Annotated in this window: 27 protein-coding genes; 7 read left to right on the top strand and 20 right to left on the bottom strand. The window is 70.4% G+C overall.

Annotation, left to right across the window (positions count from 1 at the left end; translation table 11 throughout):
* Positions 1–183: 183 nt before the first annotated feature.
* The 3 genes from cofD to ACWDUM_RS16315 are packed head-to-tail and all read left to right on the top strand — an operon-like array spanning position 184 to position 3,103.
* Entirely contained in the window at positions 184–1,161 is a 978-nt protein-coding gene (cofD, locus tag ACWDUM_RS16325; protein ID WP_450134780.1) for a 2-phospho-L-lactate transferase, read from the top strand.
* A 23-nt stretch (positions 1,162–1,184) separates the two neighbouring features.
* The gene (locus ACWDUM_RS16320; protein ID WP_450135185.1) at positions 1,185–2,555 is read left to right on the top strand and encodes a coenzyme F420-0:L-glutamate ligase; all 1,371 of its coding nucleotides are present in this window, start codon (positions 1,185–1,187) and stop codon (positions 2,553–2,555) included.
* Positions 2,552–3,103, top strand: coding sequence for an NUDIX hydrolase (locus tag ACWDUM_RS16315; protein WP_450115741.1), 552 nt, complete (start codon positions 2,552–2,554; stop codon positions 3,101–3,103). Before ACWDUM_RS16320 ends, ACWDUM_RS16315 begins: the two co-directional genes overlap by 4 nt.
* A gap of 4 nt (positions 3,104–3,107) precedes the next feature.
* Here the strand turns inward: ACWDUM_RS16315 and ACWDUM_RS16310 are convergent, their stop codons facing one another.
* From ACWDUM_RS16310 to rfbD, 5 genes are all read right to left on the bottom strand, one after another.
* Entirely contained in the window at positions 3,108–3,788 is a 681-nt protein-coding gene (locus ACWDUM_RS16310; protein WP_450134779.1) for a GNAT family N-acetyltransferase, read from the bottom strand.
* Positions 3,789–3,959: 171 nt separating this feature from the next.
* Positions 3,960–4,745: an SGNH/GDSL hydrolase family protein gene (locus tag ACWDUM_RS16305; protein WP_450134778.1), complete on the bottom strand. Its 786-nt coding sequence runs from the start codon at positions 4,743–4,745 to the stop codon at positions 3,960–3,962.
* A 69-nt stretch (positions 4,746–4,814) separates the two neighbouring features.
* Complete coding sequence (locus ACWDUM_RS16300; protein WP_450134777.1) at positions 4,815–5,921, bottom strand: sugar phosphate nucleotidyltransferase; 1,107 nt, start codon at positions 5,919–5,921, stop codon at positions 4,815–4,817.
* Between the two features lies 1 nt (position 5,922).
* Positions 5,923–6,801: a glycosyltransferase family 2 protein gene (locus ACWDUM_RS16295; RefSeq protein WP_450115745.1), complete on the bottom strand. Its 879-nt coding sequence runs from the start codon at positions 6,799–6,801 to the stop codon at positions 5,923–5,925.
* A 10-nt stretch (positions 6,802–6,811) separates the two neighbouring features.
* A complete protein-coding gene (rfbD, locus tag ACWDUM_RS16290; RefSeq protein WP_450134776.1) occupies positions 6,812–7,681 on the bottom strand; it encodes a dTDP-4-dehydrorhamnose reductase in 870 nt (289 codons plus the stop codon).
* Positions 7,682–7,794: 113 nt separating this feature from the next.
* On the opposite strand from rfbD, the gene ACWDUM_RS16285 reads away from it, so the two are divergent.
* Positions 7,795–9,345 carry an LCP family protein gene (locus tag ACWDUM_RS16285; protein ID WP_450115747.1) on the top strand — a complete coding sequence of 517 codons (1,551 nt, stop codon included), beginning with the start codon at positions 7,795–7,797 and terminating at the stop codon, positions 9,343–9,345.
* A gap of 42 nt (positions 9,346–9,387) precedes the next feature.
* The gene (locus tag ACWDUM_RS16280) at positions 9,388–10,110 is read left to right on the top strand and encodes a TIGR03089 family protein (protein ID WP_450134775.1); all 723 of its coding nucleotides are present in this window, start codon (positions 9,388–9,390) and stop codon (positions 10,108–10,110) included.
* 39 nt (positions 10,111–10,149) lie between these two features.
* On the opposite strand, the gene ACWDUM_RS16275 is transcribed toward ACWDUM_RS16280, so the two are convergent.
* From ACWDUM_RS16275 to ACWDUM_RS16230, 10 genes are all read right to left on the bottom strand, one after another.
* Positions 10,150–10,569, bottom strand: a complete 420-nt coding sequence (locus tag ACWDUM_RS16275) for a hypothetical protein (protein ID WP_450134774.1) — start codon at positions 10,567–10,569, stop codon at positions 10,150–10,152.
* A gap of 19 nt (positions 10,570–10,588) precedes the next feature.
* On the bottom strand, positions 10,589–13,069 hold the full coding sequence (locus ACWDUM_RS16270) for an FtsX-like permease family protein (RefSeq protein ID WP_450134773.1): 2,481 nt from the start codon (positions 13,067–13,069) through the stop codon (positions 10,589–10,591).
* The gene (locus ACWDUM_RS16265; protein ID WP_450115751.1) at positions 13,063–13,809 is read right to left on the bottom strand and encodes an ABC transporter ATP-binding protein; all 747 of its coding nucleotides are present in this window, start codon (positions 13,807–13,809) and stop codon (positions 13,063–13,065) included. Before ACWDUM_RS16265 ends, ACWDUM_RS16270 begins: the two co-directional genes overlap by 7 nt.
* A gap of 162 nt (positions 13,810–13,971) precedes the next feature.
* Complete coding sequence (locus ACWDUM_RS16260; RefSeq protein ID WP_450134772.1) at positions 13,972–14,652, bottom strand: response regulator; 681 nt, start codon at positions 14,650–14,652, stop codon at positions 13,972–13,974.
* A gap of 7 nt (positions 14,653–14,659) precedes the next feature.
* A complete protein-coding gene (locus tag ACWDUM_RS16255; RefSeq protein ID WP_450134771.1) occupies positions 14,660–15,856 on the bottom strand; it encodes a sensor histidine kinase in 1,197 nt (398 codons plus the stop codon).
* Positions 15,857–15,980: 124 nt separating this feature from the next.
* Positions 15,981–17,138: an acyl-CoA dehydrogenase gene (locus ACWDUM_RS16250; protein ID WP_450115754.1), complete on the bottom strand. Its 1,158-nt coding sequence runs from the start codon at positions 17,136–17,138 to the stop codon at positions 15,981–15,983.
* 147 nt (positions 17,139–17,285) lie between these two features.
* Positions 17,286–17,960: a TetR family transcriptional regulator gene (locus ACWDUM_RS16245; RefSeq protein WP_450134770.1), complete on the bottom strand. Its 675-nt coding sequence runs from the start codon at positions 17,958–17,960 to the stop codon at positions 17,286–17,288.
* A 74-nt stretch (positions 17,961–18,034) separates the two neighbouring features.
* Positions 18,035–19,141, bottom strand: a complete 1,107-nt coding sequence (locus ACWDUM_RS16240; RefSeq protein ID WP_450134769.1) for a hypothetical protein — start codon at positions 19,139–19,141, stop codon at positions 18,035–18,037.
* Positions 19,142–19,284: 143 nt separating this feature from the next.
* Positions 19,285–19,794, bottom strand: a complete 510-nt coding sequence (gene purE / locus ACWDUM_RS16235; protein WP_450117211.1) for a 5-(carboxyamino)imidazole ribonucleotide mutase — start codon at positions 19,792–19,794, stop codon at positions 19,285–19,287.
* A gap of 86 nt (positions 19,795–19,880) precedes the next feature.
* Positions 19,881–21,146 carry a 5-(carboxyamino)imidazole ribonucleotide synthase gene (locus ACWDUM_RS16230; protein ID WP_450134768.1) on the bottom strand — a complete coding sequence of 422 codons (1,266 nt, stop codon included), beginning with the start codon at positions 21,144–21,146 and terminating at the stop codon, positions 19,881–19,883.
* Positions 21,147–21,278: 132 nt separating this feature from the next.
* Between ACWDUM_RS16230 and ACWDUM_RS16225 the strand changes: the two genes are divergently transcribed.
* Positions 21,279–21,833, top strand: coding sequence for a GtrA family protein (locus tag ACWDUM_RS16225; RefSeq protein ID WP_450117213.1), 555 nt, complete (start codon positions 21,279–21,281; stop codon positions 21,831–21,833).
* Positions 21,834–21,848: 15 nt separating this feature from the next.
* Here ACWDUM_RS16225 and ACWDUM_RS16220 read toward each other — a convergent pair whose 3' ends face one another.
* From ACWDUM_RS16220 to ACWDUM_RS16200, 5 genes are read right to left on the bottom strand one after another with little or no spacing between them, the layout of a single operon-like run.
* The gene (locus ACWDUM_RS16220) at positions 21,849–23,153 is read right to left on the bottom strand and encodes a sensor histidine kinase (RefSeq protein ID WP_450117214.1); all 1,305 of its coding nucleotides are present in this window, start codon (positions 23,151–23,153) and stop codon (positions 21,849–21,851) included.
* A gap of 16 nt (positions 23,154–23,169) precedes the next feature.
* Positions 23,170–23,847 carry a response regulator transcription factor gene (locus tag ACWDUM_RS16215; protein WP_450117215.1) on the bottom strand — a complete coding sequence of 226 codons (678 nt, stop codon included), beginning with the start codon at positions 23,845–23,847 and terminating at the stop codon, positions 23,170–23,172.
* 49 nt (positions 23,848–23,896) lie between these two features.
* Positions 23,897–24,520: a PH domain-containing protein gene (locus ACWDUM_RS16210; RefSeq protein ID WP_450117219.1), complete on the bottom strand. Its 624-nt coding sequence runs from the start codon at positions 24,518–24,520 to the stop codon at positions 23,897–23,899.
* 18 nt (positions 24,521–24,538) lie between these two features.
* Entirely contained in the window at positions 24,539–25,819 is a 1,281-nt protein-coding gene (locus ACWDUM_RS16205; RefSeq protein WP_450134767.1) for an AI-2E family transporter, read from the bottom strand.
* Positions 25,816–26,268 carry a DUF6069 family protein gene (locus ACWDUM_RS16200; RefSeq protein WP_450134766.1) on the bottom strand — a complete coding sequence of 151 codons (453 nt, stop codon included), beginning with the start codon at positions 26,266–26,268 and terminating at the stop codon, positions 25,816–25,818. The genes ACWDUM_RS16205 and ACWDUM_RS16200 overlap by 4 nt, the downstream gene beginning before the upstream one ends.
* Positions 26,269–26,416: 148 nt before the next feature.
* Between ACWDUM_RS16200 and ACWDUM_RS16195 the strand changes: the two genes are divergently transcribed.
* Positions 26,417–26,836 (top strand): DUF7144 family membrane protein, encoded by a 420-nt coding sequence (locus ACWDUM_RS16195; RefSeq protein WP_450117218.1) that lies wholly within the window; start codon positions 26,417–26,419, stop codon positions 26,834–26,836.
* Positions 26,837–26,947: the final 111 nt, after the last annotated feature.

Genomic DNA, 26,947 nt, shown 5'->3' with positions numbered 1-26,947 from the left:
TCAAGCCGAAAGATGATTTGCTAGCGACAACACATCCGATCGCAACCTTCGCCAGATTCCCGCCCGTCAACAGCGTGTCGCCGCATATTCCCCGCCATCCCGCGGCCACCCGGAAAAATAACTGGACGCTTGTGTGGGGTGCGCCGCCCCCGCCCCGGGCCTCGACGCCTAGGCTCGTGGACTGTGAAGGTCACAGTTTTGGTGGGTGGAGTCGGCGGGGCACGCTTCCTGATGGGGGTGCGCAGCCTGCTCGGCCAATCGGTTGGCAATTCTGCAGCAAATGAGATCACCGCGGTCGTCAATGTGGGCGACGACGTGTGGATGCACGGACTGCGCATCTGCCCCGATCTCGACACCTGCATGTACACCCTCGGTGGCGGAATCGACCCCGAGCGGGGATGGGGTCACGTCGGCGAGACCTGGAACGCCAAGGAGGAACTCGCCGCCTACGGCGCGAAACCGGATTGGTTCGGCCTCGGCGACCGGGACATCGCCACCCACCTGATCCGGTCCCAGATGCTCCGCACCGGATACCCGCTGTCCGCGGTCACCGAGGCACTGTGCAACCGCTGGCAACCCGGCGTCCGACTGCTCCCGGTGACCGACGACCGCAGCGAGACCCATGTGGTGATCACCGATCCCGCCGACGGCGAGCAGCGGGCGATCCACTTCCAGGAGTGGTGGGTGCGGCACCGCGCCCAGGTCCCCACGCACAGCTTCGCCCACGTCGGCGCGGACGCCGCCACGCCGGCACCCGGGGTGCTCGAGGCACTCGAGGACGCCGACGTCGTGCTGCTGGCCCCGTCCAACCCGGTGGTGAGCATCGGCGCGATCCTCGCGGTGCCCGGTATCCGCGGCGCGCTGCGCACGGGCCGCGCGAAGGTCGTCGGCCTCTCCCCCGTGATCGACGGCAAGCCGCTGCGAGGCATGGCAGACGAGTGCCTCGACGTGATCGGGGTCCAGACCTCCGCCGAGGCGGTGGGCCGGTACTACGGCGCGCGTTCGTCGACCGGCATCCTGGACGGCTGGCTGATCCACGACACCGACACCGCCGAGGTGCCGGGTGTCGAGGTTCGGGCCGTGCCGCTGCTGATGACCGACCCCGAGGCGACGGCCGAGATGGCGCGCGCAGCACTGAAGCTGGCCGGAGTGGACCTGTGAGCACCGACCACGGCACCAACGGAATGGTCGCCGACCACGGCGTGAACGGGGCGATCGACGACCACGGGGCGAGCGCGGGAATCGAGATCCTGCCCGTGCCGGGGCTGCCGGAGTTCCGGCCCGGCGACGACCTCGCGACCGCCCTTGCGGGCGCGGCGCCGTGGCTCGTGGACGGCGATGTGCTGGTGGTCACCAGCAAGATCGTCTCGAAGGTCGAGGGCCGAATCGTGGCCTCTCCCACCGACCCCGAGGAGCGCGACGCCGCGAGGCGCCTGCTGGTCGATCAGGAGGCGGTGCGGGTGCTGGCCCGCAAGGGCCGCACGCTGATCACCGAGAACCGCCTCGGCATCGTGCAGGCCGCCTCGGGCATCGACGGCTCCAACGTGCACCCGGCCGAACTCGCCCTGCTCCCGGAGGACCCGGACGCCAGCGCGCGGGCGTTGCGCGCGCGACTGGGCGAGCTGCTCGGGGTTCGGGTCGCGGTCGTGATCACCGACACGATGGGCCGGGCGTGGCGCAACGGGCAGACCGACGCGGCGATCGGATCGGCAGGCGTGCCCGTACTGCACGGGTACGCGGGATCGGTCGACGCCCAGGGCAACGAACTGATGGTCACCTCGGTCGCCGTCGCCGACGAACTCGCCGCCGCAGGTGATCTGGTGAAGGGCAAGACCGGCAGCATGCCGGTCGCGGTGGTGCGCGGACTGTCGCTGGGCGACGACGGGTCGAGCGCGTCGGACCTGATCCGGCGGGGCGAGGAGGACCTGTTCTGGCTCGGTGCGAACGAGGCGATCGAACGCGGCCGCGGCGAGGCCCTGCTGCTGCGTCGCTCGATGCGCACCTTCGGTCCGGATCCCGTTGCACCCGAGCTGATCCAGGACTCCATCGCGGAGGCCTTGACGGCACCCGCCCCGCACCACACCCGGCCGGTGCGGTTCGTCTGGATACGCACCGGCGAGGTGCGGCTGCGGCTGCTGAACGCGATGCGCGAGAGATGGCGCGCGGACCTCACAGCGGACGGGTTGAGCGAGCAGGCGATCAGCACACGGCTCGACCGCGGCAACATCCTGTTCGACGCCCCGGAGCTGGTGATCCCGTTCTGCGTTCCGGACGGTGCGCACAGCTACCCGGACGCCGCGCGCACCGCGGCCGAGCAGACGATGTTCACCGTCGCCGCCGGCGCCGCTGTGCAGGGACTACTGGTTGCGTTGGCCACCAGGGGAATCGGCAGCTGCTGGATCGGGTCGACGATCTTCGCACCGGACCTGGTTCGTACCGAGCTGGGACTGGCCGACGACTGGCAGCCGCTCGGTTCGGTCGCGATCGGGCACCCGAACGAACCGCTGTCGCCGCGGCCTCCGGTCGTTCCCGGCGAGCTGCTGGTGGAGCTGTGACCGCACAGTCGCTGCACCGGTCGGCGCACGCGGCGCTGTCGCACTGGCAGACGCCGAACGAGGCCGACGAGTCGCTGCGGCACACGATGCTCGCGTTCCTCGACGCCGCCCCGTTGGGGTGTCTGCGCGAACACGAGCCGGGTCACATCACCGCGTCGTCGCTGGTGCTCTCCGAGGACGGCACTCAGGTGCTGCTGACGCTGCATCCCAAGGTGGGCAGGTGGATTCAGCTCGGTGGGCACTGTGAGCCCGGCGACGAGACGGTGGTCGACGCGGCGCTGCGCGAGGCCACCGAGGAGTCCGGGATCGACGGCCTGCGCATCGAACCGGCGTTGTTGTCCGCGCACACCCATCCGATCACCTGCTCGCTCGGCAAGCCGACCCGGCACCTGGATCTGCGATTCCTGGTGTGGGCGCCGGTCGGCGCCGAACCGGTGCGCAGCGAGGAGTCCGACGACCTGCGCTGGTGGCCCGTCGACGCCCTGCCCGACTCCGCCGAGCACGAGACGATCGACCACCTCGTCACGCTCGCCCGATCGCGGAGATAGACGCTCAGGCGTCGAGGCGCGCCTCGAGCCCGCGGCGAACGACGGGCCAGTCCTCGGCGATCACCGCGAACATGACGGAGTCGCGGATCGTGCCGTCCTCACGGCGGAAGTGCCGCCGCAGGGTTCCTTCGTAACGGGCGCCGAGACGCGCGATGGCCTGCTGCGAGCGCTGGTTACGGGTGTCCGTCTTGAGCTGGACGCGGCCGGCGCCCAGGGTGTCGAACGCGTATCCCAGCAGGAGCAGTTTCGCTTCCGGGTTGACCACCCCGGCCCACACCGCCGGCGTGTAGAGGGTGTAGCCGATCTCGATCCTGGCGTCGTGCTGGTTCGCGTCGAGGTAGCCGCTCACACCGACGACGGCGCCGGCGGGTGTGTCGCCGACGGGACCTCGGGTGCGGACGGTCCACAGGTGCCAGTCCGCGCCGGCACTGCGGGCGGTGAGTATCTCCGCGAAGTGCTCGGCGTCGCGCGGTCGCCCCGGGACGTGGGCCCACACCGCGTCGTGGTCGAGCGCGCGGAACAACTCCGCCGCATCCGCCACCGGGTCCAGCGGCGCCAGCTCCACGGCCTTCCCGATCAAGGCGGTTCCGGGATCGACCGGCCACGTCATCTGCGGCCAGGGCCCCTCTTCCGGGCGCGGGTCCGAGATCGGGACGAATCGGTCCGGCACTGAATTCTCCTGCACCCAACCACCTTACGGCTCCGCAACTCGACGGCGGCCGCCACCCCACCGGCAGAACCCCGGTGCACAACCCGGATGCCGCACCCACACAACCCCTGGACGCCGAACACCCCCGTGCGCACCGCAACACCCGTGTGCACACGCCTGTCCACCGACCGCCCCCGAAGGGAATCGTCAGTCGGTGACGGAGATCGGAGCGAGAGCGGGCCTGCGCGGGGTCACCTCGTCGCCGGACGACTTGCCGGTGAGCCGGCGTCCGATCCACGGCATCAGGAATTCCCGGCGCCAGGTCGACTTGACCTTCTTCTCCTCGGCCGCGCTGCGGACCGGCGCGGGTCCGAGGTCCGGGACCACCAGACCGTGCGGGACCCGGAGCGCGTCGAGCACCTCGACGGCCATCCGCTGGTGCCCGTGGGTCGACATGTGGAGCCGGTCCCAGTCCCACATCCGGTCGTCGTCGTAGCCGTCGAACCGCCAGAAGTCGATCAGCGTGGCGCCGTGCTTGTCGGCGACACCACGAACGAGTTCGTTGTAGATCGCGGTCCGGCCGCGGAACATCTTGAACACCGAGTCCCAGCCGGCGTCGTAGGCCGTCCAGATCGCGACGGTCGCGCCGGCGGCGGTGAGCCTGCCGACCGCGTCGTCGTACCGGGCGACGAGTGCGTCGATGTCCACGGACGGACGCATCAGGTCGTTGCCGCCGGCGTACATCGTCACGAGGTCGGGCGACATCGTCAGCGCCGCATCGAGTTGGTCGTCGAGCACCTGCCCGAGCAACTTGCCGCGCACCGCGAGGTTTGCGTAGGCGAAGCCGTCGGTCCGGTCGGCGAGCTGCTCGGCGACCCGATCCGCCCAGCCCCGCAGCTCGTTCGGCCGGGACGGTGCCGGGTCGCCGAGACCCTCGGTGAACGAGTCACCCAGGGCGACATAGCGGTGAAAGACAGGTTCCGGCGCACTCACCCCACCCATACTGCCAGCGTGCGTCAGGTCACAGCCGACAGGGTTGCGCCATGCAACATGACGCGGACGTCAGACGTCGGTGGAAAACCGCACCCCGCCGTCGGGCAGCGTGACGCCCGGCCACACCCGCGCCCCGCGCAGCAGCTCGCAGCGGGCACCGACGTCGGCACCGTCACCGATCACCGCATCCCGCACCAGCGCCCGCGGCCCGATCCGGGCGCCGAAGCCGATGATGGACCGCTCGACGGTCGCACCGGCCTCCACGACCGCACCGTCGAACAGCACCGCACCGTCGAGTCGCGCCCCGGCACCGACCTCGGCGCCGCGACCGACGACGGTGCCGCCGATCAGCACGGCACCGGGACCGATACCCGCGCCGGGATGAACCAGCGACTCACCGCGTTGCCCGTTCAGTGCCGGTGACGGCGCGATGCCCCGCACCAGGTCCGCGGACCCGCGGACGAAGTCCTCGGGTGTGCCCATGTCGCGCCAGTACGAGTTGTCGACGAAGCCGTACACGCGACGGCCGTCGGCGAGCAGGTTCGGGAACACCTCGCGTTCGACGGACACCGGGCGACCCGACGGGATCTTCTCGATGATCTCGCGCCTGAAGACGTAGCAGCCTGCGTTGATCTGGTCGGTCGGCGGGTCCTGCGTCTTCTCCAGGAAGTGGGTGACGCGGTCGTCCTCGTCGGTGGTGACGCAACCGTACGCGCGCGGATCGCCGACCCGCACCAGGTGCAGGGTCACGTCCGCCTCGTGCTCCGAGTGGGAGGCGAGAACGTCACGCAGGTCGGTGCCCCCGAGCACGTCGCCGTTGAAGACGATGACGTTGTCGGCGCGCAGCTTCGGCAGCACGTTGCGGATGCCGCCGCCGGTGCCGAGGGGTTCGGTCTCGGTGACGTATTCGATCTCCAGCCCCAGCTCGGAGCCGTCGCCGAAGTGTTCCTCGAACACCTCCGCCTGGAACGAGGTGCCGAGAACGACATGGGTGATGCCCGCGGCCTTGATGCGCGCCAGCAGGTGCGTCAGAAAGGGCAGTCCCGCGGTCGGCAGCATCGGCTTGGGCGCGGACAGGGTCAGCGGCCGCAGCCGGGTTCCCTTCCCTCCCACCAGCACAACCGCGTCCACCGCACCGGCTTCCAGTTTCTCGGCGGTGTCGTTCGTCACCGTCATGTCAGTTCCCCTCGTCCTTCGCTCTGCTTCGTACGGCCGCCGCAACAGCCATTTTCGATCGCACTGCCAAGCCCCCCTTGAGCGCCCAGCGCAGCGGTGCCTGCCACCAGTGTGGATGACGATCCGCCTGGAATCGGTATGCACTCTGGTGGTGTGCGGGCAGCATCAGCTCCGGATGCCGTCCCGCCGCATGTCCTTTCGCGTGGGTCACCTCGGCGGACGGCACGTACACGTTGTGCCACCCGGCCCGGCCCAGCCGGTCACCGAGGTCCACGTCCTCCATGTACATGAAGTAGCGGGAGTCGAAGCCGTCGATCGAGTCGAACGCGGCGCGCCGCACCAGCAGGCACGACCCCGACAGCCAGCCGACCGCCCGCTCCGAGATCTGCTCGTCCTCCTGCCGGTACCGAGTGGTCCACGGGTTCGACGGCCACACCGTGCCGAGCACCGCGTGACCGGCACCGGACACCAGACCCGGGACGTGCCGCGCCGACGGGTAGACGGTGCCGTCCGGTTCGAGGACCAGCGGTCCCAGCGCCCCGGCGCGCGGCCACCGCGCCGCCGCCTTGAGCAGCTCGTCGATCGACCCGGCACCCCAGCGGATGTCGGGGTTGGCGATGACGACGAACTCCGCCGACGGATCGATCTCGGCCACGGCCCGGTTGATCGCACCGCCGTAGCCGATGTTTCCGCCGGTCCGCAGGAGCCGGACGTGGTCGTTGGCCTCGGCCGCGGCCTCGGGCGCGCCGTCGGTGGATCCGTTGTCCGCGAGGATGACCTGCGTCGACAGCTCGGTCGCGTCCTCGAGGGTGTCCAGGAAACCCTGGAGGTGTTTGCCGGGCGAATACGTCACCGTCACCACGGCCAGCTGCGAACTCACGCCCGTCACCCTATCCGCTGCCGGTCGGCAACTGATCCAGGGCCGCTGCCAGTGCCTCTTCCCAGGGACGCAGCGGCGTCAGGCCCGCCGCCGCCCACGACGACGGGGACAGGACCGAATAGGCAGGCCGGGGTGCCGGTCGCGGGAACCGGTCGCTGCTGCACGGGCGCACCCTCTCGGGGTCGGCGCCGACCCCGGCGAACACGGCTCGCGCCAGGTCGAACCAACTGGCCCGCCCCGCGTTGGTGGCATGTAGCACCGTGCCCGCCACGCCCGGCCTGGCGGCCAGCTCGAGCAGCCCGTCGGCCAGGTCCCCGGCGAACGTCGGCGACCCGATCTGGTCGTCGACGACGTCGACGGTGTCGCGCTCACGTTGCATCCGGAGCATCGTGGCGACGAAGTCGGAGCCCGTCCCGGTGTACACCCAGGCGGTGCGCACCACGACGGCGGACGGGTCCGCGCTCCGCACCGCGCGCTCCCCCGCCAGCTTGGTGCGTCCGTACACGGTGCGCGGCCCGGTGGGGGCGTCCACGTCGTACGGCGCGACCGCGTCACCGGCGAACACGTAGTCGGTGGACACGTGCACCAGCCGGGCACCGGCCCGCGCCGTCGCCTCCGCGAGGATCCGGGGCCCGGTCACGTTCGTCGCGGTCGCGGCCTCCAGCTCGGTTTCCGCGGCGTCGACCGCGGTGTACGCGGCGCAGTTCAGTACGACGGCGCCGGGCCGGACGACGTCCCGTACGGCGGCCTCGTCGGTGATGTCCAGGTCCGTCGACGTGAGTCCGGCGATCTCGATGCCTGCCGCGCGGGCACTGTCCCGGCGGCGCAGCAACTGGGTGCCGACTTGCCCGCCGGCACCGGTCACAACGATATTCGTCACACCGCAAAGTCTGGCACGCCGGTTTCGGCTCACCGGGTCGCCGGGTGTTCGCCAGTAGCCTTGGACCCGGATTGGTGGAGAACGGTTAGGGGCAGCGTTTGCCGGACAACAGGGTGCCGGGCGAGAGACGAGCGCGCCGGTCGACCACGAGCGACCGGCGCTCGAGGACGGCCGACGGCGCACGAGACGGGGCCCGGACCTCACGGGCCCGGCCGCTGCAGGTGGCGATCGCTGCGGTGGCGGCCCTCGTGCTGGTCGTCACCGGATTCGCGTGGCGCGGTGTCGACGCGCTCGAATCGAATCTCGCGACCGCGAGACTCGGACTCGGCGGGACGAAGGACGGCGCGCTCGACCTGTTGCTCGTGGGCACCGACAGCCGCACCGACGCGCACGGCAACCCGCTGAGCCAGCAGGAACTCGAGTCCCTGCGCGCCGGTGACGCGGAGGCCGACAACACCGACACGATCGTGCTCGTCCGGATTCCGAGCAACGGCGAGTCGGCGACCGCGATCTCCATTCCCCGCGACTCGTACGTCAAGGTTCCGGGCATCGGGATGTCGAAGATCAATGCCGCGTTCGGGGCGACCAAGGCGACGGAGAAGCAGAAGCTCGTCGACGAGGGCACCGACGACGCGACCGCCGAGAAGGAGGCCACCCAGGCCGGCCGGGAGGCGCTGATCAAGTCGGTCGCCGACCTCACCGGCGTCACCGTCGACCACTACGCCGAGATCGGCCTGCTGGGGTTCGTGCTGCTCACCGATGCGGTCGGCGGCGTGGAGGTGTGCCTGAACAACGCCGTCGACGAGCCGTTGTCCGGCGCGAACTTCCCCGCCGGCGAGCAGTCCCTCTCCGGCGCCCAGGCGCTGTCGTTCGTGCGGCAGCGGCACGAACTGCAGCGCGGCGACCTCGACCGGATCGTGCGGCAGCAGGTGTTCATGGCGTCGCTGGTGCACGAGGTCCTCAGCGCCAAGACGCTGAGCAACCCCGGCAAGCTGTCGCAGTTGACGTCCGCCGTGCAGCGGTCGGTCGTGCTGGACGAGGACTGGGACGTCATCGGTTTCGCGCGGGAACTGCAGCACCTCGCCGGCGGGCAGATCCGGTTCGAGACCATCCCGGTGGTCGACATCAACGCCATGACCGACTACGGCGAGTCGATCGTCCAGGTCGATCCGAAGGCCGTCCGCGCGCACGTGGCCGGACTGGCCGGGGACAGCGACACCGACAAGGACACCGAACCGACGCCGACAGTGGATCCGTCCACCGTCATCGTCGACGTCTCCAACGACAGCGGCATCGGCGGTCTCGCCGCCCGGGTCTCGGATGCCCTGTCCGCCAAGGGGTATCGGCCCGGCGTCGTCGGCAACAACACCGGTGACACGGTGTCGGAGAGCCAGGTGCGGGCCGCCGACCCCGACTCCGACGCCGCGAAATCGGTGGCCGCTTCACTCGGCGGACTGCCGGTGGTGCAGGATTCCGCACTGACGAAGAACACGGTGCGGGTGGTCCTCGCCACGGATTACGACGGTCCCGGTTCCGGGTCGACGTCCGCGACGACCTCGACCGACCCGACCTCCGACATCGTCGACCAGGGCACCAGCCCGACCCCGGTCCCGCCCGGCCCGCCGATCGACGCGGGGCGCACGGGCCCGCAGTGCGTGAACTGAATGCGTGAACGAGCGCGTGAACCGAGGGAGCAGGGCCAGACCATGACAGCAGCGACGAACCTCACCTCGGCACTGCTCGACCCGATCCTGCAGCGCGACCCGGCCGGTCCCCGCGTCACCTGGTACGACGACCGGTCCGGCGCCCGGATCGAACTGTCGGCGCTGACCCTCGCGAACTGGGCGGCCAAGACCGCCAACCTGATCCGCGACGAGTTCGGACTGGTGCCGGGGTCGCGGGTGTGCGTGCTGCTGCCCGCGCACTGGCAGAGCGCCGCAGTGCTCCTGGGCTGCTGGTGGGCCGGCGCCGAGGTGGTGCTCGAGCCGGACCCCGACGCGGACCTGGCCCTGATCACCGCGGATCGCCTCGACGAGGCGGCGGACGCCGCCGAGATCGCGGTGCTTTCGCTGGACGCGTTCGGACGTCCCGCCGAGAACCTGCCGGTCGGGGTCACCGACTACGCGACCTCGGTTCGGGTGCACGGTGACCAGTTCCGCCCCGACGCCGCGCCCGCAGGCGCACCCGCCCTGAACGGACGATCGGTGGTCGAGGTGCTCGGTGCCGCGACCGAATCGGCTTCGGCACAAGGGTTCTCCGCGCAGGACCGGGTGCTGTCGACCACCGACTGGACGACGGCCGCTGAGCTCGTCGACGGACTGCTGTCGATCCTGGCCGTCGGCGCGTCGCTGGTGCAGGTGACGAACCCGGACCCGGACCGGACGGAGCGTCGCATCGAGGCGGAGAAGGTCACCGCCCGCCGCGGCTGACGGCACCCGATCGGCCCGACCGGCAGACTCGACCACCCGTCAGCGGTTCCCGTCCGTGCCGCGCAGGTACCCGCCGTCGCGCAGTCCGGCCTCGATCTCGAACCTGTTGCGGTGCCTCGGGCGCCGGATCTCCTCGGCCAGGTAACGCACCGCGAAGGTGAGCCCGTACCGGGCCCACTGCTCGGCGTGCACGGCCTCGTGCCGCAGCATCGCCGGTGACACGTTGGTTCGGGTGAGGTAGACGGCACCGACGGTGGTCCCGCCGCGGGCGAACCCGAATCTCAGGTCGGTGCACACGAACAGGCCGTGCTCGTGGTCGTACCGGATCCGGGCGCCCAGCGCGGCGGCGTAACCGAGGGCCGCGCCCGTCGCCACCAGGGCACCGACGCTCCCGCGCGAGACCCGGACCAGTCGGGTGCGACCGGTCCGGGCCCGCTGACGGAGTGTCTCCGGACGCATCACGCCAGGCTAGCCCCGCTCAGACGGCAAGCGCCTGAACCGGAGTGGCCCGCGCCGCGGTTCGGGCAGGCACCACCGCGGCGATCACCCCCGCCACGCCGCCGACCAGCACGATCAGCGCCAACTGCAGCCACGGCATCGAACCCGGGGCCAGACTGTCGATGCCGAACACCGAGGCCGTCCCGGCGGCGCCGAGGACCGACCCGAGCACCACCCCCAGCGCCGACGCGACAACCGCGACCAGCACGGCCTCACAGATGAGCAGGCATCGAAGACCGGACCGGGTCACGCCGAGTGCCCGCAGCAGACCCGACTCGCGCCGGCGCTCGATCACCGACAGCGCCATCGTGTTGCCGACACCGATCAGCGCGATCAGCACCGCCACCGACAGCAGTCCGACCACCACCAGCAGCAGGACGTCGAGGATCGAGTCGATCGCCGCACGCATCGACACCGCCCCTCCCACCTCGGCGGTGGGGGCGAACTCCTCTGCCACGTCGGTGATCTCGCTCTGCGCGGCCACGAGGTCGCGGTCGGGCAATCCGTCCACCAACCGGACCCACAGCGACTGTGGAACCGCCGCCAGGGCAAGGGCGTCGGCCCGCTCGACCAGCGCCGGCTGTCCCTCGCGGCCCGCCACCACCGTCAGGGACCGGCGGACACCCGCGCGCTCGACGTCCAGCCGGCCGCCGGGCGCGGCGCCGACCGCCTCCGCCTGTTCCGGCGACAGCGAGATCTCCCCCGCCGCGGGCAACGTCAACGGGATCCGCAGGGTCGCGGCCGTCTGCACCCGGTCGACACCGAGGACGGCGAGCCGAGTGCCGTCACCGGCGACCACGTCGGCCCCAAGCAGGGGCGCTGTCGAGGTCACCGACTCGATCCCCTCGATCCGCCCCTCGAGGCCCGGCGGCAGACCGGCGTCGGCGTCGATCGTGACGTCGACCGGGAACTGCTCGTCCAGCGCCCGCGGCGCCGCCGCTCCGACCGTGGCGATCCCGACGACCATCGTCGCGGTGACCGTCACCCCGACCAGCAGTGCCGTCGCGGTCGCGGTGGTCCGACGCGGGTTCCGCAGCGCATTGCCGACCGCCAACTCCCCCAGGGGTCCGACCAGCCGCGCAGGCACCCTGCCCACCGCGGCCACCAGCGGCGGCACGATGCTCCGGCCGAGGACGACCACACCGAGCGCCGTCCCGATGCCGCCCGCGCAGGCGACCGCCACCTGCTCGGCGTACACCCCGAGTCCGAGCACCGCGATTCCGGCGAGGAGTCCGGCCACCCCGGCGACCAGCCGTGTCCTCGAGGTCGCCGCCGATTCGGCGGTCGCCTCGACGGGCGCGAGCGCGGCCAGAGGGGAGACGCGAGTGGCGGCGCGGGCCGGTGCCACCGCGGCCAGGTAGGTGACGATGATTCCGACCGCGAGACCGGCCAGGACGGCGGCCGGGGTGACGGCCAGTGTGTCCAGCGGCACCGGTGCATCGAACGCCGCGGCCGCCCGGGTCACCGCCCACGCCAGCCCGATTCCGGCGAGCACCCCGGCCGTCGACGCCGCGACCCCGACGGCGAGGGCCTCGATCCGGGTGCTGCGCCGGATCTGACGCGCGGTGGCGCCGACGCACCGCAGCAGCGCCAGTTCGCGCGTTCGCGCGGCCAGCAGCACCGCGAACGTGTTCGCGATGACCAGTCCCGCGACGACCACCGCGACGGCGGCGAAGGCCAGCAGCACGTTGCGGATGGCGTCGGTGTCGCCGAGGTACGCCTTCGACGCCAGCTCGGCCCGCTCGGATCCGGTGTGCACGGTGACGTCCGGCCCGAGTGCCGCGGCGACCGCGTCCCGCAGCGCGGCCGGATCGCCGTCGCCGGCCACCCGGATCTCGTGCGCCACCGCACCATCCGGCCCACCGTCCCCCGCCCAAGCCTCGAGCTGCTGGTTCGTCGTGTACACCGCCGCGCCACCGAGACGCTGCGCGCTGCCGGACAGGTCGATTTCGCCGACCACCGTCGCCGTGCCGGTGACCGCTTCCGTCCGCTCGTCGGCGCGCGCGCCGCGCACGGTCACCGCCACGCTGTCCCCGATCGCGAGTCCCGCGCCGGATCCGACCGCGATCTCCCCGGGCCCGGTCGGGTAGCGGCCCTGGGCGAGCCGCTGCCAGCGCAGGTCCGGCGCCTCCGCGAGCGAGGTGATCGTGCCGAACAGCTTGCCGCGGCCGGCGGCGGCGACCTTCACCGGCGCCTGCGCGTCGACGGTGACCGCCCGCACTCCGGGGAGGGTCGCGACCTGCTCGGCCGCGGCTCGCGCCCGCCCGGCGCCCGCGAGCTCGTCGACCACCACGGTGGTCGTCCGGTACTGACCGGCGAGCGAGTTGGTCACGCTCGCGGAGGTCGTCGAACCGAGTACCAGCGTCGCGACCACGAAGGCCACCGCGATCAGGATGGCGGTACCGGAGGCCAGGTAGCGGCCGCCGTGGGCGCGGCCCTGCGCCAACGTCAGGCTCAGCATGCGCGCGCCCCCAGGCCTCGCATCGTCTCGATCACCGAATCCGGCGTCGGAGAGTCGATTTCACCGGCAACGTGGCCGTCGGCGAGCAGCACGACCCGGTCGGCGTAGGACGCGGCGACCGGGTCGTGGGTCACCATCACCACGGTCTGCCCGACCTCCCGGACGCTGGCGCGCAGCAGCGCGAGCACCTCGGCGCCCGCGTGCGAGTCCAGGTTGCCGGTGGGTTCGTCCGCGAACACGACGTCGGGTCGGGGCAGCAGCGCCCGGGCGACCGCGACCCGTTGCTGCTGGCCACCGGACAACTCGTGCGGCCGATGCGCCAGCCGATCGCTCAATCCGAGCCGGGTGACGATCTGATGCATCCACATCCGGTCGGGCTCGACACCGGCCAGGCGCATGGGCAGCAGCATGTTCTCCTCCGCGGTGAGCACCGGCAGCAGGTTGAACGCCTGGAACACGAACCCGATCCGGTCGCGGCGCAGTTCGGTCAGGCCCCGGTCGTCGAGTCCGGTCAGGTCGGTCTCCCCGAGATACACCCGGCCGCTGGACGGCTCGTCCAGGCCGGCGAGGCAGTGCATCAGGGTCGACTTGCCGGACCCGGACGGGCCCATGATCGCGGTGAAGGCGCCGCGGCGGAACTCGACGTCCACCGCGTCCAGCGCGCGGACCGCGGCCTCCCCTTCCCCGTGCAGTTTGGTCAACGCGACCGCGCGTGCCGCCGAAATGTCCAGTGTGGTCATGCTTTCCACGCTAGGTGCGCGGGCAGGTCCGGGTCGTCGCCGTGCGGGGGGATCTTCGACGGTGCCGCGTCATACCCACCGCCGGTGGTGTGTCATACCGGAGGGGGACACCGCTGACGCCATCCCGCGGGACGGGACCGGGATCGGCGGAGCGCGCAGGCACTACCCGCGGAGCAGGTCCTCGGGCCGGACCAGGCCGATCCGGTACGCGAATACCACCGCCTGCACCCGGTCGCGCGAATCCGTCTTCGAAAGCACCCGTCCCACATGCGTTTTCACGGTCGCCTCCGAGACGTGGAATCGCGCCGCGATCTCGGCGTTGGACAACCCGTACGCCATCGCCTCGAGCACCTCCACCTCCCGCGGGGTCAGATCGTCCGGAAGACGCTGCGGCGGACCAGACAGGATCGGCCCCACGTGCTGCAGCAGCCGGCGGGTCGAGCGGGCCGCGATCACCGCGTCACCGCGGTGCACCGTCCGTAGTGCGGCGAGCAGTTCCTCCGGCTGGGCGTCCTTGAGGAGAAATCCGCTGGCCCCGGCCGAGATCGCACCGATCACGTACTCGTCGTTGTCGAAGGTGGTCAATACCACCACCTTCGGGGCCGGCTCGCCGGCCGTCAGGCGCCGGGTCGCCTCGATGCCGTCCAGGTTCGGCATCTGCACGTCCATCAGCACCACGTCGGCCCGGACGTCGGCCAGCTCACGCAACGCCTGCGCGCCGTCCGATGCCTCGACCACCACGGTCATGTCCGGCTGGGAGTCGATAACCATCCGGAAGCCCGCCCGGACCAGTTGCTGGTCGTCGACCAGGGCCACCCGGATCGGGTTCCCGTCATCCGACATCGTGTTCTCACACCCTTCTCGTGTACGGCAATTCGGTTCGAACCCGGTACCCGCCGCCGGGGATCGGACCGGCGTCGAAGTCGCCGCCGTGCAGTTCCGCTCGTTCCCGCATCCCCAGCACTCCCTGCCCGCCACCCGTCGAGGGGACGAGCGCTCCCGCGGCCCCGCGACCGTCGTCGACGATGCTCAACTCGAGCCCGTGGTCGGTCCACCGCACCGTGACCACGACCTGCGCGGCCGGTCCCGCGTGCTTGAGCACGTTGGTCAACGACTCCTGCACGATCCGGTACGCGGTCAGTCCGGCGCCGGTGGACAGCTCGCGCGGCTCGCCCTCGACCTGCAGGTCGACCTGCAGTCCGCCGCGCCGCACGTCCCGCACCAACTCCTCGATGTCCGACACCTGCGGCGTCGAGCGCGTCTCCCGCGGGGCGTCCTCACGCAGCACCGACAGCAGCGCGCGCATGTCCGTCAGCGCCTGCCTGCCGGTTTCGGCGATCGTCTCGAGTGCGGCGACCGCGGCCGCGGGATCCGAGGGCGCACCGTATCGTCCGCCGTCGGCCTGGGCGATCACGACGGTCAGCGAATGTGCCACGATGTCGTGCATTTCGCGGGCGATGCGGGTGCGTTCGCCCATCGCCGCCAGTTCCGCCTCCTGCGCCCGCTCGAGTTCGAGCAACCGCGCCCGCTCGGTCAGGCCCTCGAGTTCCTGGTTGCGTACCCGCCGCAGATCGCCGAACGCCCACACCGCGACGACGATCACGATCAGGAACGCCGTGGTGAACGTCGTTCCCTGCCAGTTCATGGACTCGCCGCGGAAGTAGCGCAACCCGGCCGCCAGTGCACCGAGGAGCGCGACGGCCAGTCCGGTGCTGCTCGCCCACCGGGGACCGTAGGCGGCGAGCGCGTACAGCGCGATCGGGACCGCGATCACCGACGGCAGCATCATGTTCGGCACCAGGATCACATGCGCGACCGCGAAGGCCGCCACCGTCATCCCGGCCGCGGCCACGTGGGTGCGCCGCCAGGCCAGGGGCACCGTCATGCCCAGCGTGATCAGGACCGCGACGAGGTCGACGCCTTCGCCGGTGAACGCCACCAGGGTGCCGCAGAGCAACGTCAGCAGCACCGCGACCGTGCGGTCGATGCCGACGACGTGCTCGGCACTCCAGCGGTACCACCGCTCGCTCAGCGGGAATCGGGGCATGGGCACCAGCGTAGCCACCGTTCCCGGCATCCTCCCCGGAGACGACAGTGCCCGAATGGCCCATCCGTTCAGTTCGATTGAACGAATGCGCCATTCGGGAACGCTGGGGGTGTTGTGCGTCAGCTCACTTGAGCAGGGCGCGCGACATGACGACGCGCTGAATCTGGTTGGTGCCCTCGTAGATCTGGGTGATCTTGGCGTCGCGCATCATCCGCTCGACCGGGAAGTCGGTGGTGTAGCCGGCGCCACCGAACAGCTGCACCGCGTTGGTGGTGACCTCCATCGCGACGTCGGAGGCCAGGCACTTGGCGGCGGCGGAGATGAAGCCGAGGTTCTTCTCGCCGCGCTCGGCACGAGCGGCCGCGGTGTAGACCATGAGGCGGGCCGACTCGATCTTCATCGCCATGTCGGCGAGCATGAACTGGGTGTTCTGGAACGACGCGATCGAGGTGCCGAACTGCTTGCGGTCCTTGGTGTACGCGAGTGCGGCGTCGAACGCACCCTGGGCCAGACCGATCGCCTGCGCGCCGATGGTCGGGCGGGTGTGGTCGAGGGTCTCGAGGGCGGTCTTGAAGCCGGTGCCGGGCTCGCCGATGATCCGGTCGCCCGGGATGCGGCAGTTCTCGAAGTACAGCTCGGCGGTGGGCGAGCCCTTGATGCCGAGCTTGTGCTCGAGCGGGCCGACGACGAAGCCCTCGTCGTCCTTGTGGACCATGAACGCGGAGATGCCGTTGGCGCCCTTGTCGGCGTCGGTGACGGCCATGACGGTGTACCAGGTGGACTGGCCGCCGTTGGTGATCCAGCACTTGGAGCCGTTGAGGATCCAGTCGTCGCCGTCGGCCTTGGCGCGCGTGCGCATCGCGGCGGCGTCGGAGCCTGCCTCACGCTCGGAGAGCGCGTAGGACGCCATCGCACCGCCGGCGATCTCGGGGAGCACCTTCTTCTTCAGCTCCTCGGAGCCCTTGAGGATCAGGCCCATGGTGCCGAGCTTGTTGACGGCGGGGATCAGCGAGGAGGAACCGCAGACACGCGCGACCTCTTCGATGACGATGCACGCGGCGACGGAGTCGGCGCCCTGGCCGTCGTATGCCTCGGGGACGTGGACGGCGTTGAAACCGGACGCGATGAGGGCGTCGAGCGCTTCCTTCGGGAACCGGGCCTTCTCGTCGACCTCCTTGGCGTACGGCGCGATCTCCTTCTCGGCCAGCGCGCGGATCGCGGCCCGCAGCTCGTCGTGCTCGTCAGCGAGCTTGAACAGGTCGAAGTCCGGGTTTCCAGCCATCAGTCGCTCCTTGGTGGGAAGTCGCGTCACCGCATGTGGGTCAGACGATCAGGGCGGCACTCAGTGCCATTCACGGGCCATCATACCGCACACCCTCCGACGAGCTCGGGGTACTACGTGCCAGGGCGCGGCACCGAGTGCCACCCTTTACGACCGATGACCGTCCAGCCTGCGCTGGAGCAGGTCCGCCACGCGCTGGGGCGCGGTCCCGCGCGGGAACACCGCGACCACGACCTCCTCGTCCCGATCGGATTCGGTGTCCGCCCGGTCCACACGCCTGCGGATCTCGGCGAGCGCTGCCCGCAACTCCGGGGAGGTGGTCTCGGCGCCGTCGCGCACCATCCGGCGCAGCAGGTAGTTGTGCGTCGCGGTCACCGATGCCGCGAACTGCACGCGGGCGAGGTCGTCGGCGTCGGGCAGCGCACGACGCAGGTACTCGACGAAGAGCCGCTCGTAGCGGTAGCCGGTGACGATCTCGCGGTCCCGCAGTGCGGGCACCTCGTGCACGACCGCGTACCGGCGGGCGGCGACGTCGTCCCAGTGCGAGAAGCGCTCGAAGACGATCAGGGCCGCATCGCACACCGCATCCCAGGGGTCGGCGTGGTCCTCGGCGAGGAACCGGGACGCCTGTGCGAGCAGGATCTCGTGGTCGGCGAAGACCACGTCCTCCTTGGACCGGAACTGCCGGAAGAACGTCCGTCGCGAAATGCCCGCGGCGTCGGCGATCTCGTCGACGCTGGTGGCCTCGTACCCCTGTTCGGAGAACAGCCGCAGCGCCTCCGACACCACCTGAAGCCGAAAGCTGTCTGAATCGTCGGGCATGGCCTCAGCGTAGAGGCGCTTCGCGCCTGTGCGCCTTTTCGGTGGCTGGAGCCACCGAAAAGGCGCACAGGCGCCTACGGTGCGACGGAGGACCAGTCGGCGAAGCCGGTCGGGTCGTGACGCCCCATGCTTGCGTGCTCGAACAGACCCGCGCCGGGAATGCCGTTACAGGTGGCGGACGCGGAGAAATCACTGACGCCGAACGGGATTCGGCCCGCGATCGCCGGATCGGTGAGGTCGTAGACGGCCCGCTCCGACCAGTTCCGGCCCCGCCACTGACCGTGCGACCACTCCGGGTCGCCGCCGTAGCCGGCGCCGACGTGCAGCGCGATCCCGGTGCGCGGGGTGACCTCGATCGTCACCGGGCTGCCGTCCGCGGCCGTCATGTTCAGCGTCGCGGCCAGCGCCCGCCGGGTTCCGGACGCGTACTTGAAGTCGACCCGCGGCCAGCCGAGCTGCTCGACTCGGCCGTCATCCCAGATCCGGGTGGCGTCGTTCAGCGTGCGGAACCCGTCGGGACTCTCCTGCACGATGACGATCACCGAGAAGCCCTCGAACCGCAGTGGCACGTACAGCCACCAGAACCCCTCCGACGGGTTCTCCACCAGACGCCCCGCCGGATCCGGATCGCCGACCGGACGGATACCCCACGACCGGTCGCGGGTGCCCATCCACCGGTCCGGGGTTACCGCGACGTCCTCGCCGTCGACCGAAAGCACCCCCGACCACGACCCGGTCTGCGCGAACCGGCTCGATTCCAGTTGCGGCCGCAGTCCGTTCGTCAGCAGGTGCGGCTGCTCCTGGACGGCAGGGCATGTTCCCTCCCACGTCAGGTCGAAGCCGAGCCCACCGGCGTCGTCGCCCTCGCACACCACCCGCAGCTTCCGCAGCGGCTCGAGCACCTCGATGCGGTAGCCGCCGACCTTCAGGTCGAGCGAACGGTGTTCGAGCGCGTCGGAGAATCGCACCGCGACCTGCCGGTCGCCCTTGCGGACGGTGGCGAACGCATCGGTGACGCCGAGGTTCGGGTACACCCCGAACCCGGTCACCAGGAACAGGTCACTTCCCACATCGAGCGCGTTGAAGTAGGAGCGGTCGTAGAAGTTCTTGTCGCTGGAGACGACCCGCGACATCGGCAGCGGCGTCTGGTGGATGGGGTACTCGTCGAGCGGTGCGGGCATGGCGACACTCCAGGGCTCGTTACACGACAGGGCTGGTTCCGTTACAGGGTGATACGAAAAACCGTCCCTGCGAATCTAACCCCGGCCACCGGTGGCGCGTGACCGAATCGACCAAGCCGTATCGACCGGCCGAATCCGACCGGCTAGCCCAACAGCTTCGCGCGCAGCGCCGCGTCCTTCTCCAGCACCATCGACTCCAGACCGGACTGGAACCGCTCCATCGCCTCCCGGACCGCGGGGTCGGCGGTGCCGATGATCCGCGCCGCGAGCAGTCCGGCATTGCGGGCGCCACCGATCGAGACGGTCGCCACCGGCACACCGGCCGGCATCTGCACGATCGACAACAGCGAGTCCATGCCGTCGAGGTACTTCAGCGGAACCGGAACCCCGATCACCGGCAGCGGCGTCGCGGACGCGACCATGCCCGGCAGGTGCGCGGCGCCGCCGGCGCCCGCGATGATCACCCGGATGCCGCGGCCCGCCGCGTCCTTCGCGTAGTCGAGCATCCGCTGCGGGGTGCGGTGCGCGGACACCACACCGACCTCGAACCGAATCCCGAATTCCGCCAATGCCTCGGCAGCGGCTTCCATCGTCGGCCAGTCCGAGTCGCTGCCCATGATCAGGCCGACCAGCGGTCCCTGCTGCTCCGTCATCGCGTCTCCCAGTCGTGAAGTTCGTGTCGTGAACGTTCGTGTCGTGAGGGAGGGAAGGGCACCGGCCCTTCCCAGCCCGCGGCCGCTCAGTGCGCGGCGTGCGGATCCCAGCCGTCGGTCCACACCGCGTGCGAGAGCCAGTGCGCCGCCCGCTCCGCGCGCTCACGGACCGCGGCCACGTACTCCGGGTCGTCGAGCGAGCCGGATGCGGCACCGACCACGTTCACGTGCCCGATCTTGCGGTCCTTGCGCTCACCCTTGCCGTACAGGTGCACCTTCGCGTCGGGCATCCGCGCGAACAGGTGGTGCAGCCGCTCGTCCATGCTCATCTCGGGTGCCTCGGGGGCACCGAGCACGTTCGCCATCACCGTGACCGGCGCGATCGGCGCCGGATCACCGAGCGGGTAGTCCAGAACGGCGCGCAGGTGCTGCTCGAACTGCGAGGTCCGGGCGCCGTCCTGGGTCCAGTGCCCGGAGTTGTGCGGCCGCATCGCGAGCTCGTTGACGATCAGCCGGCCGTCGACGGTCTCGAACAGTTCGACGGCCATCGCGCCGGTCGCGCCGAGCGCCGCCGAGATCCGCAACGCCATCTGCTCGGCCTGCTCGGCCACCTCGTCGGACAACTCCGGCGCCGGTGCGATCACCACCGCACACTGGCCCTGCCGCTGCACGGTCTCGACAACCGGCCACGTCGCGCCCTGCCCGAACGGCGAACGGGCCACCATCGCCGACAACTCCCGGCGCATCGGGACCTTCTGCTCGACCATCAGGGTGACGCCCTTGTCGAGTTGTTCGGCGACGATCGCCTCCGCCTCCTCGGCGTCGGACGGCATCCACACGCCACGGCCGTCGTAGCCGCCGCGGACCGCCTTGAGCACGATGTCCCAGCCGTGCTCGTTCGCGAACTTCTCCACGTCACCAGCCCAGGTGACCTCGGCGAACGCCGGGACCGGCGCACCGAGCTCGGCGAGTTTGCGGCGCATCGCGAGCTTGTCCTGCGCGTAGATCAGCGCCTGCGGCGGCGGCTGCACGTTCACACCCTCCGACACCAGCACGTCGAGGTGGTCGGTGGGGACGTGCTCGTGGTCGAACGTCAGCGCCGACGACCCGACGGCGACGGTGCGCAGGGCGTCCAGATCGGTGTGGCTGCCGAGCACCACGTCGGCGCTGACCTGCGCGGCCGGCTCGTCCGGTCCGCCGGAGAGCACCCGCAGGCACTGACCGAGCTCGATCGCCGCCTGGTGCGTCATCCGGGCCAGCTGGCCCCCACCGATCATCGCGACCACCGGCATCGCGGCGTTCGAGCCGCGGGGGGTCGAGGGGCGGGCCTGGGATCCGGAATCAACGCTCACGGGTGTCCATGGTGTCACGACCGGCGCGGTGGTCGCCCCGCAGGTGTCGCCGGTCACCGCGAACCTGAGAACGACCTGTGTTCGGAGTGTCCGGTCGGGACTCGCCGGAGCGGGTTCGTAGAATGACCTGCTGTGTCTTTTGTCGATCAGGCGCTCAGCCGCGTGCCCACACCGTTACGGGACGTCGTGGTGCGTCATCGTGAACTGATCAAGTTCGCGATCGTCGGCGGCACCACCATGGTCTTCGACCTGGCCATCTTCTACACCCTGAGCCTCACGGTTCTGGAGCAGAAGCCGGTCGTCGCCAAGATCATCTCCGGCGTGATGGCCACCGTCCTCAGCTACGTTCTCAACCGCGAGTGGTCCTTCAAGAACCGCGGCGGGCGCGAACGCCACCACGAGGCGATCCTGTTCTTCGTCATCAGCCTGATCGGTGTCGGCATCGCCGCGGCGCCGCTGTGGATCGCGAACAACGTGTTCGACATCCGCGCCGACCGGACCAGTGTGACCACGGTCGTGATCATCGACTTCGTGCTCAACTACATCATCGGCAACCTGCTGCAGATGGCGTTCCGGTTCTGGGCGCTGCGCCGATTCGCCTTCCCCGAGGAGAACGCCCGCGGCGGCGCGGACGACTACGACCCGACACCGGACGAACTCGCCCAGTCGGAACCCACCACCCCCTGACGCGACCGCCGGCGCTCACCGCGGTTCCGACGAGGCCCCGGCGTCCGGTTTCCGCTCCGTCGGCAGGAACAGCGCGAACAGCGCCGGCCGGCGCCGCTGCAGGTCCAGTCGCCCGCCGTCGGCCTCGACGAGCGCTCGCGCGAGCGCCAACCCGACACCGGTGGATCCGCCCGCGGAGAACCCGCGGTCGAAGATGTGCGGGGCCAGCTGATCGCTGACGCCCTCCCCCTCGTCCCCGACCTCCACGCACACCATCGCCTCCCGTCGCGGCCCCACTCCGGGGACGAGCCGCACCACCACCGTGCACGTGCCCGCGCCGTGCATCAGCGCGTTGTCGACGAGGACCGCGACCGACTCCCGCAACCGGGACGGGGTCGCGGCCGTCCGCACCTGCCGGTCACCGCGCAGCACCAGCGACCGCCCGGCCTGCTCGTACTGGGGCTGCCACTCGGCGACGACGGCGGCGAGCTCCGAAATCACCTCCAGCGCCTGCCGGTCCTGCCCGTCACTGCGCGCCGACCTGACCAGCTCGTCGATCGCCGTGGTCAGCCGGTCCACCTGCGCCATCGCCGCGTTCGCCTCGTCGACGACGTCCGGGTCCGGGTGCACCGACAGTTCGTCGAGCCGCAGGCGCACCGCCGTCAGCCGGCTCCGCAGCTGGTGGGACACGTCGCCGACGAGGGCACGCTCGCGTTGCAGCCGGCCCGCGATCTCGATCGTGACCGAGTCCAGGACATCGGAAACCCGGTCCAGCTCGGGGATCCCGTAGCGGCGGACATCGGTGCGGAAGTCACCTTTGGCCAGGCGCGCCGCGCGGTCGGCGACGTCCTGCAGCGGGTCCGCGAGGCGCCGGGCGGTGACCGTCGCGACCGCGGTACCCGCCGCGAGGGAGGCCAGCACGACCAACCCGACCGCCCCGACGGCCTGCTGCTGCAGGATCCGCATCGACGCGGACGGCGTCTCCAGGCGCAACGATCCGGAGCGTCCCATCGAGATCGCCTCGACGAGCGGCGCGTCCACCGTGTCCGCTCCGATGTCGACGCGGGTTTCCGGGTTCTCCGGGGTCGGGTAGATCACCGTCAGGCGGCCCCCGTCGGGAACGGCCACCCGCAGCGAGCTCACATCGAGGGTGCCCTCGATCAGTCCGGTCTGCCCCTCCTGCGCGATGATCTCGGCGGACATCCGATCGAGCCGCGCCTGCAGGTCACTGCGGGTGAAGTCCTCCACCCACAGCCACGCGGTGTAGGTGAGCGGCAAACCGAGCAGCAGTCCGGTGACCAGGACCACCGCGATGATGGACAGTTGGATGCGGCGGCGCACGACGCTGCCCTCCCGCTCAGTTGTTCAGGCGGAATCCGACACCGCGCACGGTGGCGATGCGCCGCTCCCCGATCGGCCCCTCGTCGCCGATCTTTCGGCGCAGCCAGGACATGTGCATGTCCAGGGTCTTCGAACCGCGCAGGTCGGCGTCACCCCACACCTCCTGCAGGATGACGTCGCGGGAGACGACCTCACCGGCGTGGTCCATGAGCACCTTGAGCAGCTCGTACTCCTTGTTGGCGAGCGAGATCTCGCTGCCCCCGACGAGCACCCGCCGGGCCGCGGGCTCGAGCCGGATGTCACCGACCTCGAGGGTCGAGTCCTCGGGGCCGCCGCGTCGGCGCAGCAGTGCCCGCACCCGGGCCATCAGTTCGGCCAGCCGGAACGGTTTGCCGACGTAGTCGTCGGCGCCCGCGTCGAGACCGACGACGAAGTCCACCTCGTCGGTGCGGGCGGTGAGCATCAGCACCGCGAGCTCCGACCCGTTGGCGCGCAGCTGCCGGCACACCTCGAGGCCGTCCATCCCCGGCAGCCCGAGATCGAGGATCAGTAGGTCGAACGAGCCACTCAGGGCCAGGTCGAGGGTGGCCGGCCCGGCCTCCTCGACGGTCACGTCGTAGCCTTCACGGCCCAGTGCACGCGACAGTGGCGCGGCGATGGCCTCATCGTCCTCGGCAAGAAGTACGGCAGTCACGGGACCACCCTACGGAGCCGCCCCGCCGGGTGAGATGCCGAACGGCAGATCAGCGACGCCAGCCCCGGCGCGGCGGACGCTCGTCGCCGCTCCCCGCGTCCGGTGCACGCCCACCGAAGTCCGTCGCGCCGCCGCCCTGATGCGCACCGCCCTGCTGTGGGCGGTCGTCCTGGTGCAACTGCATCGCGTCGAACACCTGGTGGTAGAGCAGCGAGTGGACGCGTTGCACGTCGGGAATGTCGTCGAATTCGAGCGGATCGTCCGCCGACGACGCGATCACCAGGGTTCCGGTGCGCATCATCCGGTCGATCAGGCCGTGCCGGAACTGCACGTTGCTGATCCTGCCCATCGGGATGTCGATACCGCTGTGGGTGAACACTCCCTGCCGGATCAGCACCCGCCGGTCGGTGACGATGAAATGCGTGGACTTCCAGGTGATCAACGGTGCGACGCACCGCCAGGCCACGACGGCCACCCACGCGAGCAGAACGATCAGCAACACCACCGTCCGCGCGGTGCCGTCGAGCCGGTCCTGCACCAGCCCGCCGACGAACCCGGCGACAGCGGTCCCGACGACGAACGTGATCGCCGGCAGCACGAGCATCTTCCAGTGCGGATGGCGGTGCAGCAACAGTTCCTCGTCGGCGGCGAGCGCGTCGTCCGGGTAGCCCATGCCGGAAGAGTCTGCCACCTACAGGCTGCGCCGAACGTCGGTGTCTTCGACCCCGGTGCGCCGAACCTCGGTGTCTTCGACCCCGCGGTCGTCGGCCCCGCTGCGCCCCACCTCGTTCGGCTCGCCCTCGGCCGCGTCGTCGACGGCGTCGGCGACCTCCTCCGCGGCCGTGGCCTGCAGTTCCCGTGTCGCCTCCGCCGCCTCCTCCTCGGCGGTCAGCAACTCCTCCGCTGACGGCGCGGCCCCGGAGATCAGTGCGTTCGCCCACCGCGTCGACGGATCGATGTCGAGCAGCAACGCCTTGGTCAGCAGTGTCGCGGGAATCGCGAGCAACGCACCGAGCGGGCCAAGCACCCAGCCCCAGAACACCAGCGCCAGGAAGGTCACCGTGACCGACAACCCCACCGCGTCGCCGACGAACTTCGGCTGGATCACCGATTGGATGACGACGTTGATGACGCTGTACACGACGATCACCCACAGCATCAACATCGGTCCGCCCTGCAGCAGCGCGATCAGTGCGGGCGGGACCAATCCGATGACGAAGCCGATGTTCGGGATGTAGTTGGTGATGAACGAGAGCAGGCCCCACAGGATCGGCAGCGGAATGCCCAGCGCCCACAGTGCAAGTGAGTCGATCACCGCGACGATCAACCCGAACACGGTCGACACGATCAGGTAGCTGCGGGTGCCGGATGCAAAGGCGGAGAACGCATAGGCGATGTCGGGTCGGGCGAACGCGACCGCGCGCATCCGGGCGCCGAACGAGCTGGCGTCCATCGCCATGAAGATCAGCAGGGCGAGGATGAAGAAGAGGTTCGAGAACACGCCGAGCAGCCCGACAAGCACGTCGTCGAGCAGCCCGACGACCTTGCCGAAGTCGATGCTCGAGAGCACCTTGTCCAGCTGTTCGGCCCCGATGTTCAACTGGCCGAACCAGGACTCCACGTCGGCGACCAGCTTGTCGGCCTTGTCGGCGTACTGCGGCAGCAGCGTCGCGAGCTGGGCCACCGAGATCGCGAGCGCCGCGACAAGTCCGAGCAACACGACGTAGACGGTGGTGAGCGTCCCGACCACGGCCACCCACTTCGGTGCACCCTTCCGCTGCAGCCAGTCCCCGAGCGGCTGCACAGCGACCACCAGCATCAGGGCCAGGAACACCGGGCCGACGATGCCGGAGAACCCGCGGATCCCGGCGATCGCGACCACCGCGCCGGCCGTCCCCAGCAGCACGATCAGGCCGCGCGGCCACGGCTCCTGGACCTGCTGGCGCAGAGGGACCTCGACCGAGTGCCTCATTTCCACACCGTCGCCCGCCGGGCCACCCCGGGCAGCAGGCCGAGAATCGGCAGGCCGATCGACAGGTGCACGATCGCCGTGGCCACCCGGTCCGCCGTGACGGCGTCATAGACGAACGGCAGGATCACCGCCGCAACGAGCAGCAACCCCACGATCCAGCCGAAGAACGACACACCGCCGGGCGTGCTCGACTCGAGCAGGTACAGCAGGACCGCCGCCAGCAGCGCGGCGAGGAACCCGAGAACCGCGAATCGGACCGGGAGCGACAGGTCCGGGAGCCACGGCGGGGAGATGGGAACCACGCCGAAGGCCCGCGTGATCAGCGTGACGACCAGCGCGCTCAACGCCGTCACCATCGCCGCCGCAACGGCCCCCGGCCAGAACTTCGCGGCGGAAAGTCCCTGCTCGGGCGCGCCCGCGGCACCGCCCGTCTCCGGCCAACCCGTCATCTCGGTCCCCTTCCGAAGCACCCGAATCTCCCCCGAGGCTTCCCGGCCGCCGCCGTCCGAACCTCACCCGCGACGGATGAGGTTTTGCGGTCGGACATTGCCGAAACTTCAAGAGGACACTCACGACACATCTCGGAGAGGAACGGCCATGACCGACCACTCGGTGGCAAACCACAGCGACAGCGGTGTCAAGCAGGGATTTGCCGCGGGGACGTCCATCGCGGCGGCCATCCTGCTGCTGACCGTCGGCATCCTGCAGATCTTCCAGGGCATCTCGGCGCTCGCGAAGGACGAGGTCCTCGTGTTCGGCCCGGAGTACACCTACAAGTTCGACGTCACGACGTGGGGCTGGATCCACCTCGTGATCGGCATCCTGATCGCGCTGACCGGCTTCTTCCTGATGACCGGCGCGACCTGGGCCCGGATCACCGCGATCTTCCTGGCGGCCCTGTCGATCATCGCGAACTTCCTGTGGCTGCCGTACTACCCGCTGTGGTCGATCCTGATCATCGCGATCGACGTGGTGATCATCTGGGCGGTCACCACCTGGGACACCGAGCGGTACTGAATCACCCTTTCGACGAGCGGCGGGGTGCAGGCGAATTCCTGCTCCCGCTCGGCGTCGAGCAACGCGTAGTGACCGTAGATTTCACTCTCGCGCGTGTAGTCGGTGTGGCTG

Source organism: Rhodococcus sp. NPDC003322 (assembly GCF_053589555.1).
Note: the sequence above shows the minus strand (reverse complement) of the source record. Positions and strands in the feature narration are given on the sequence as shown.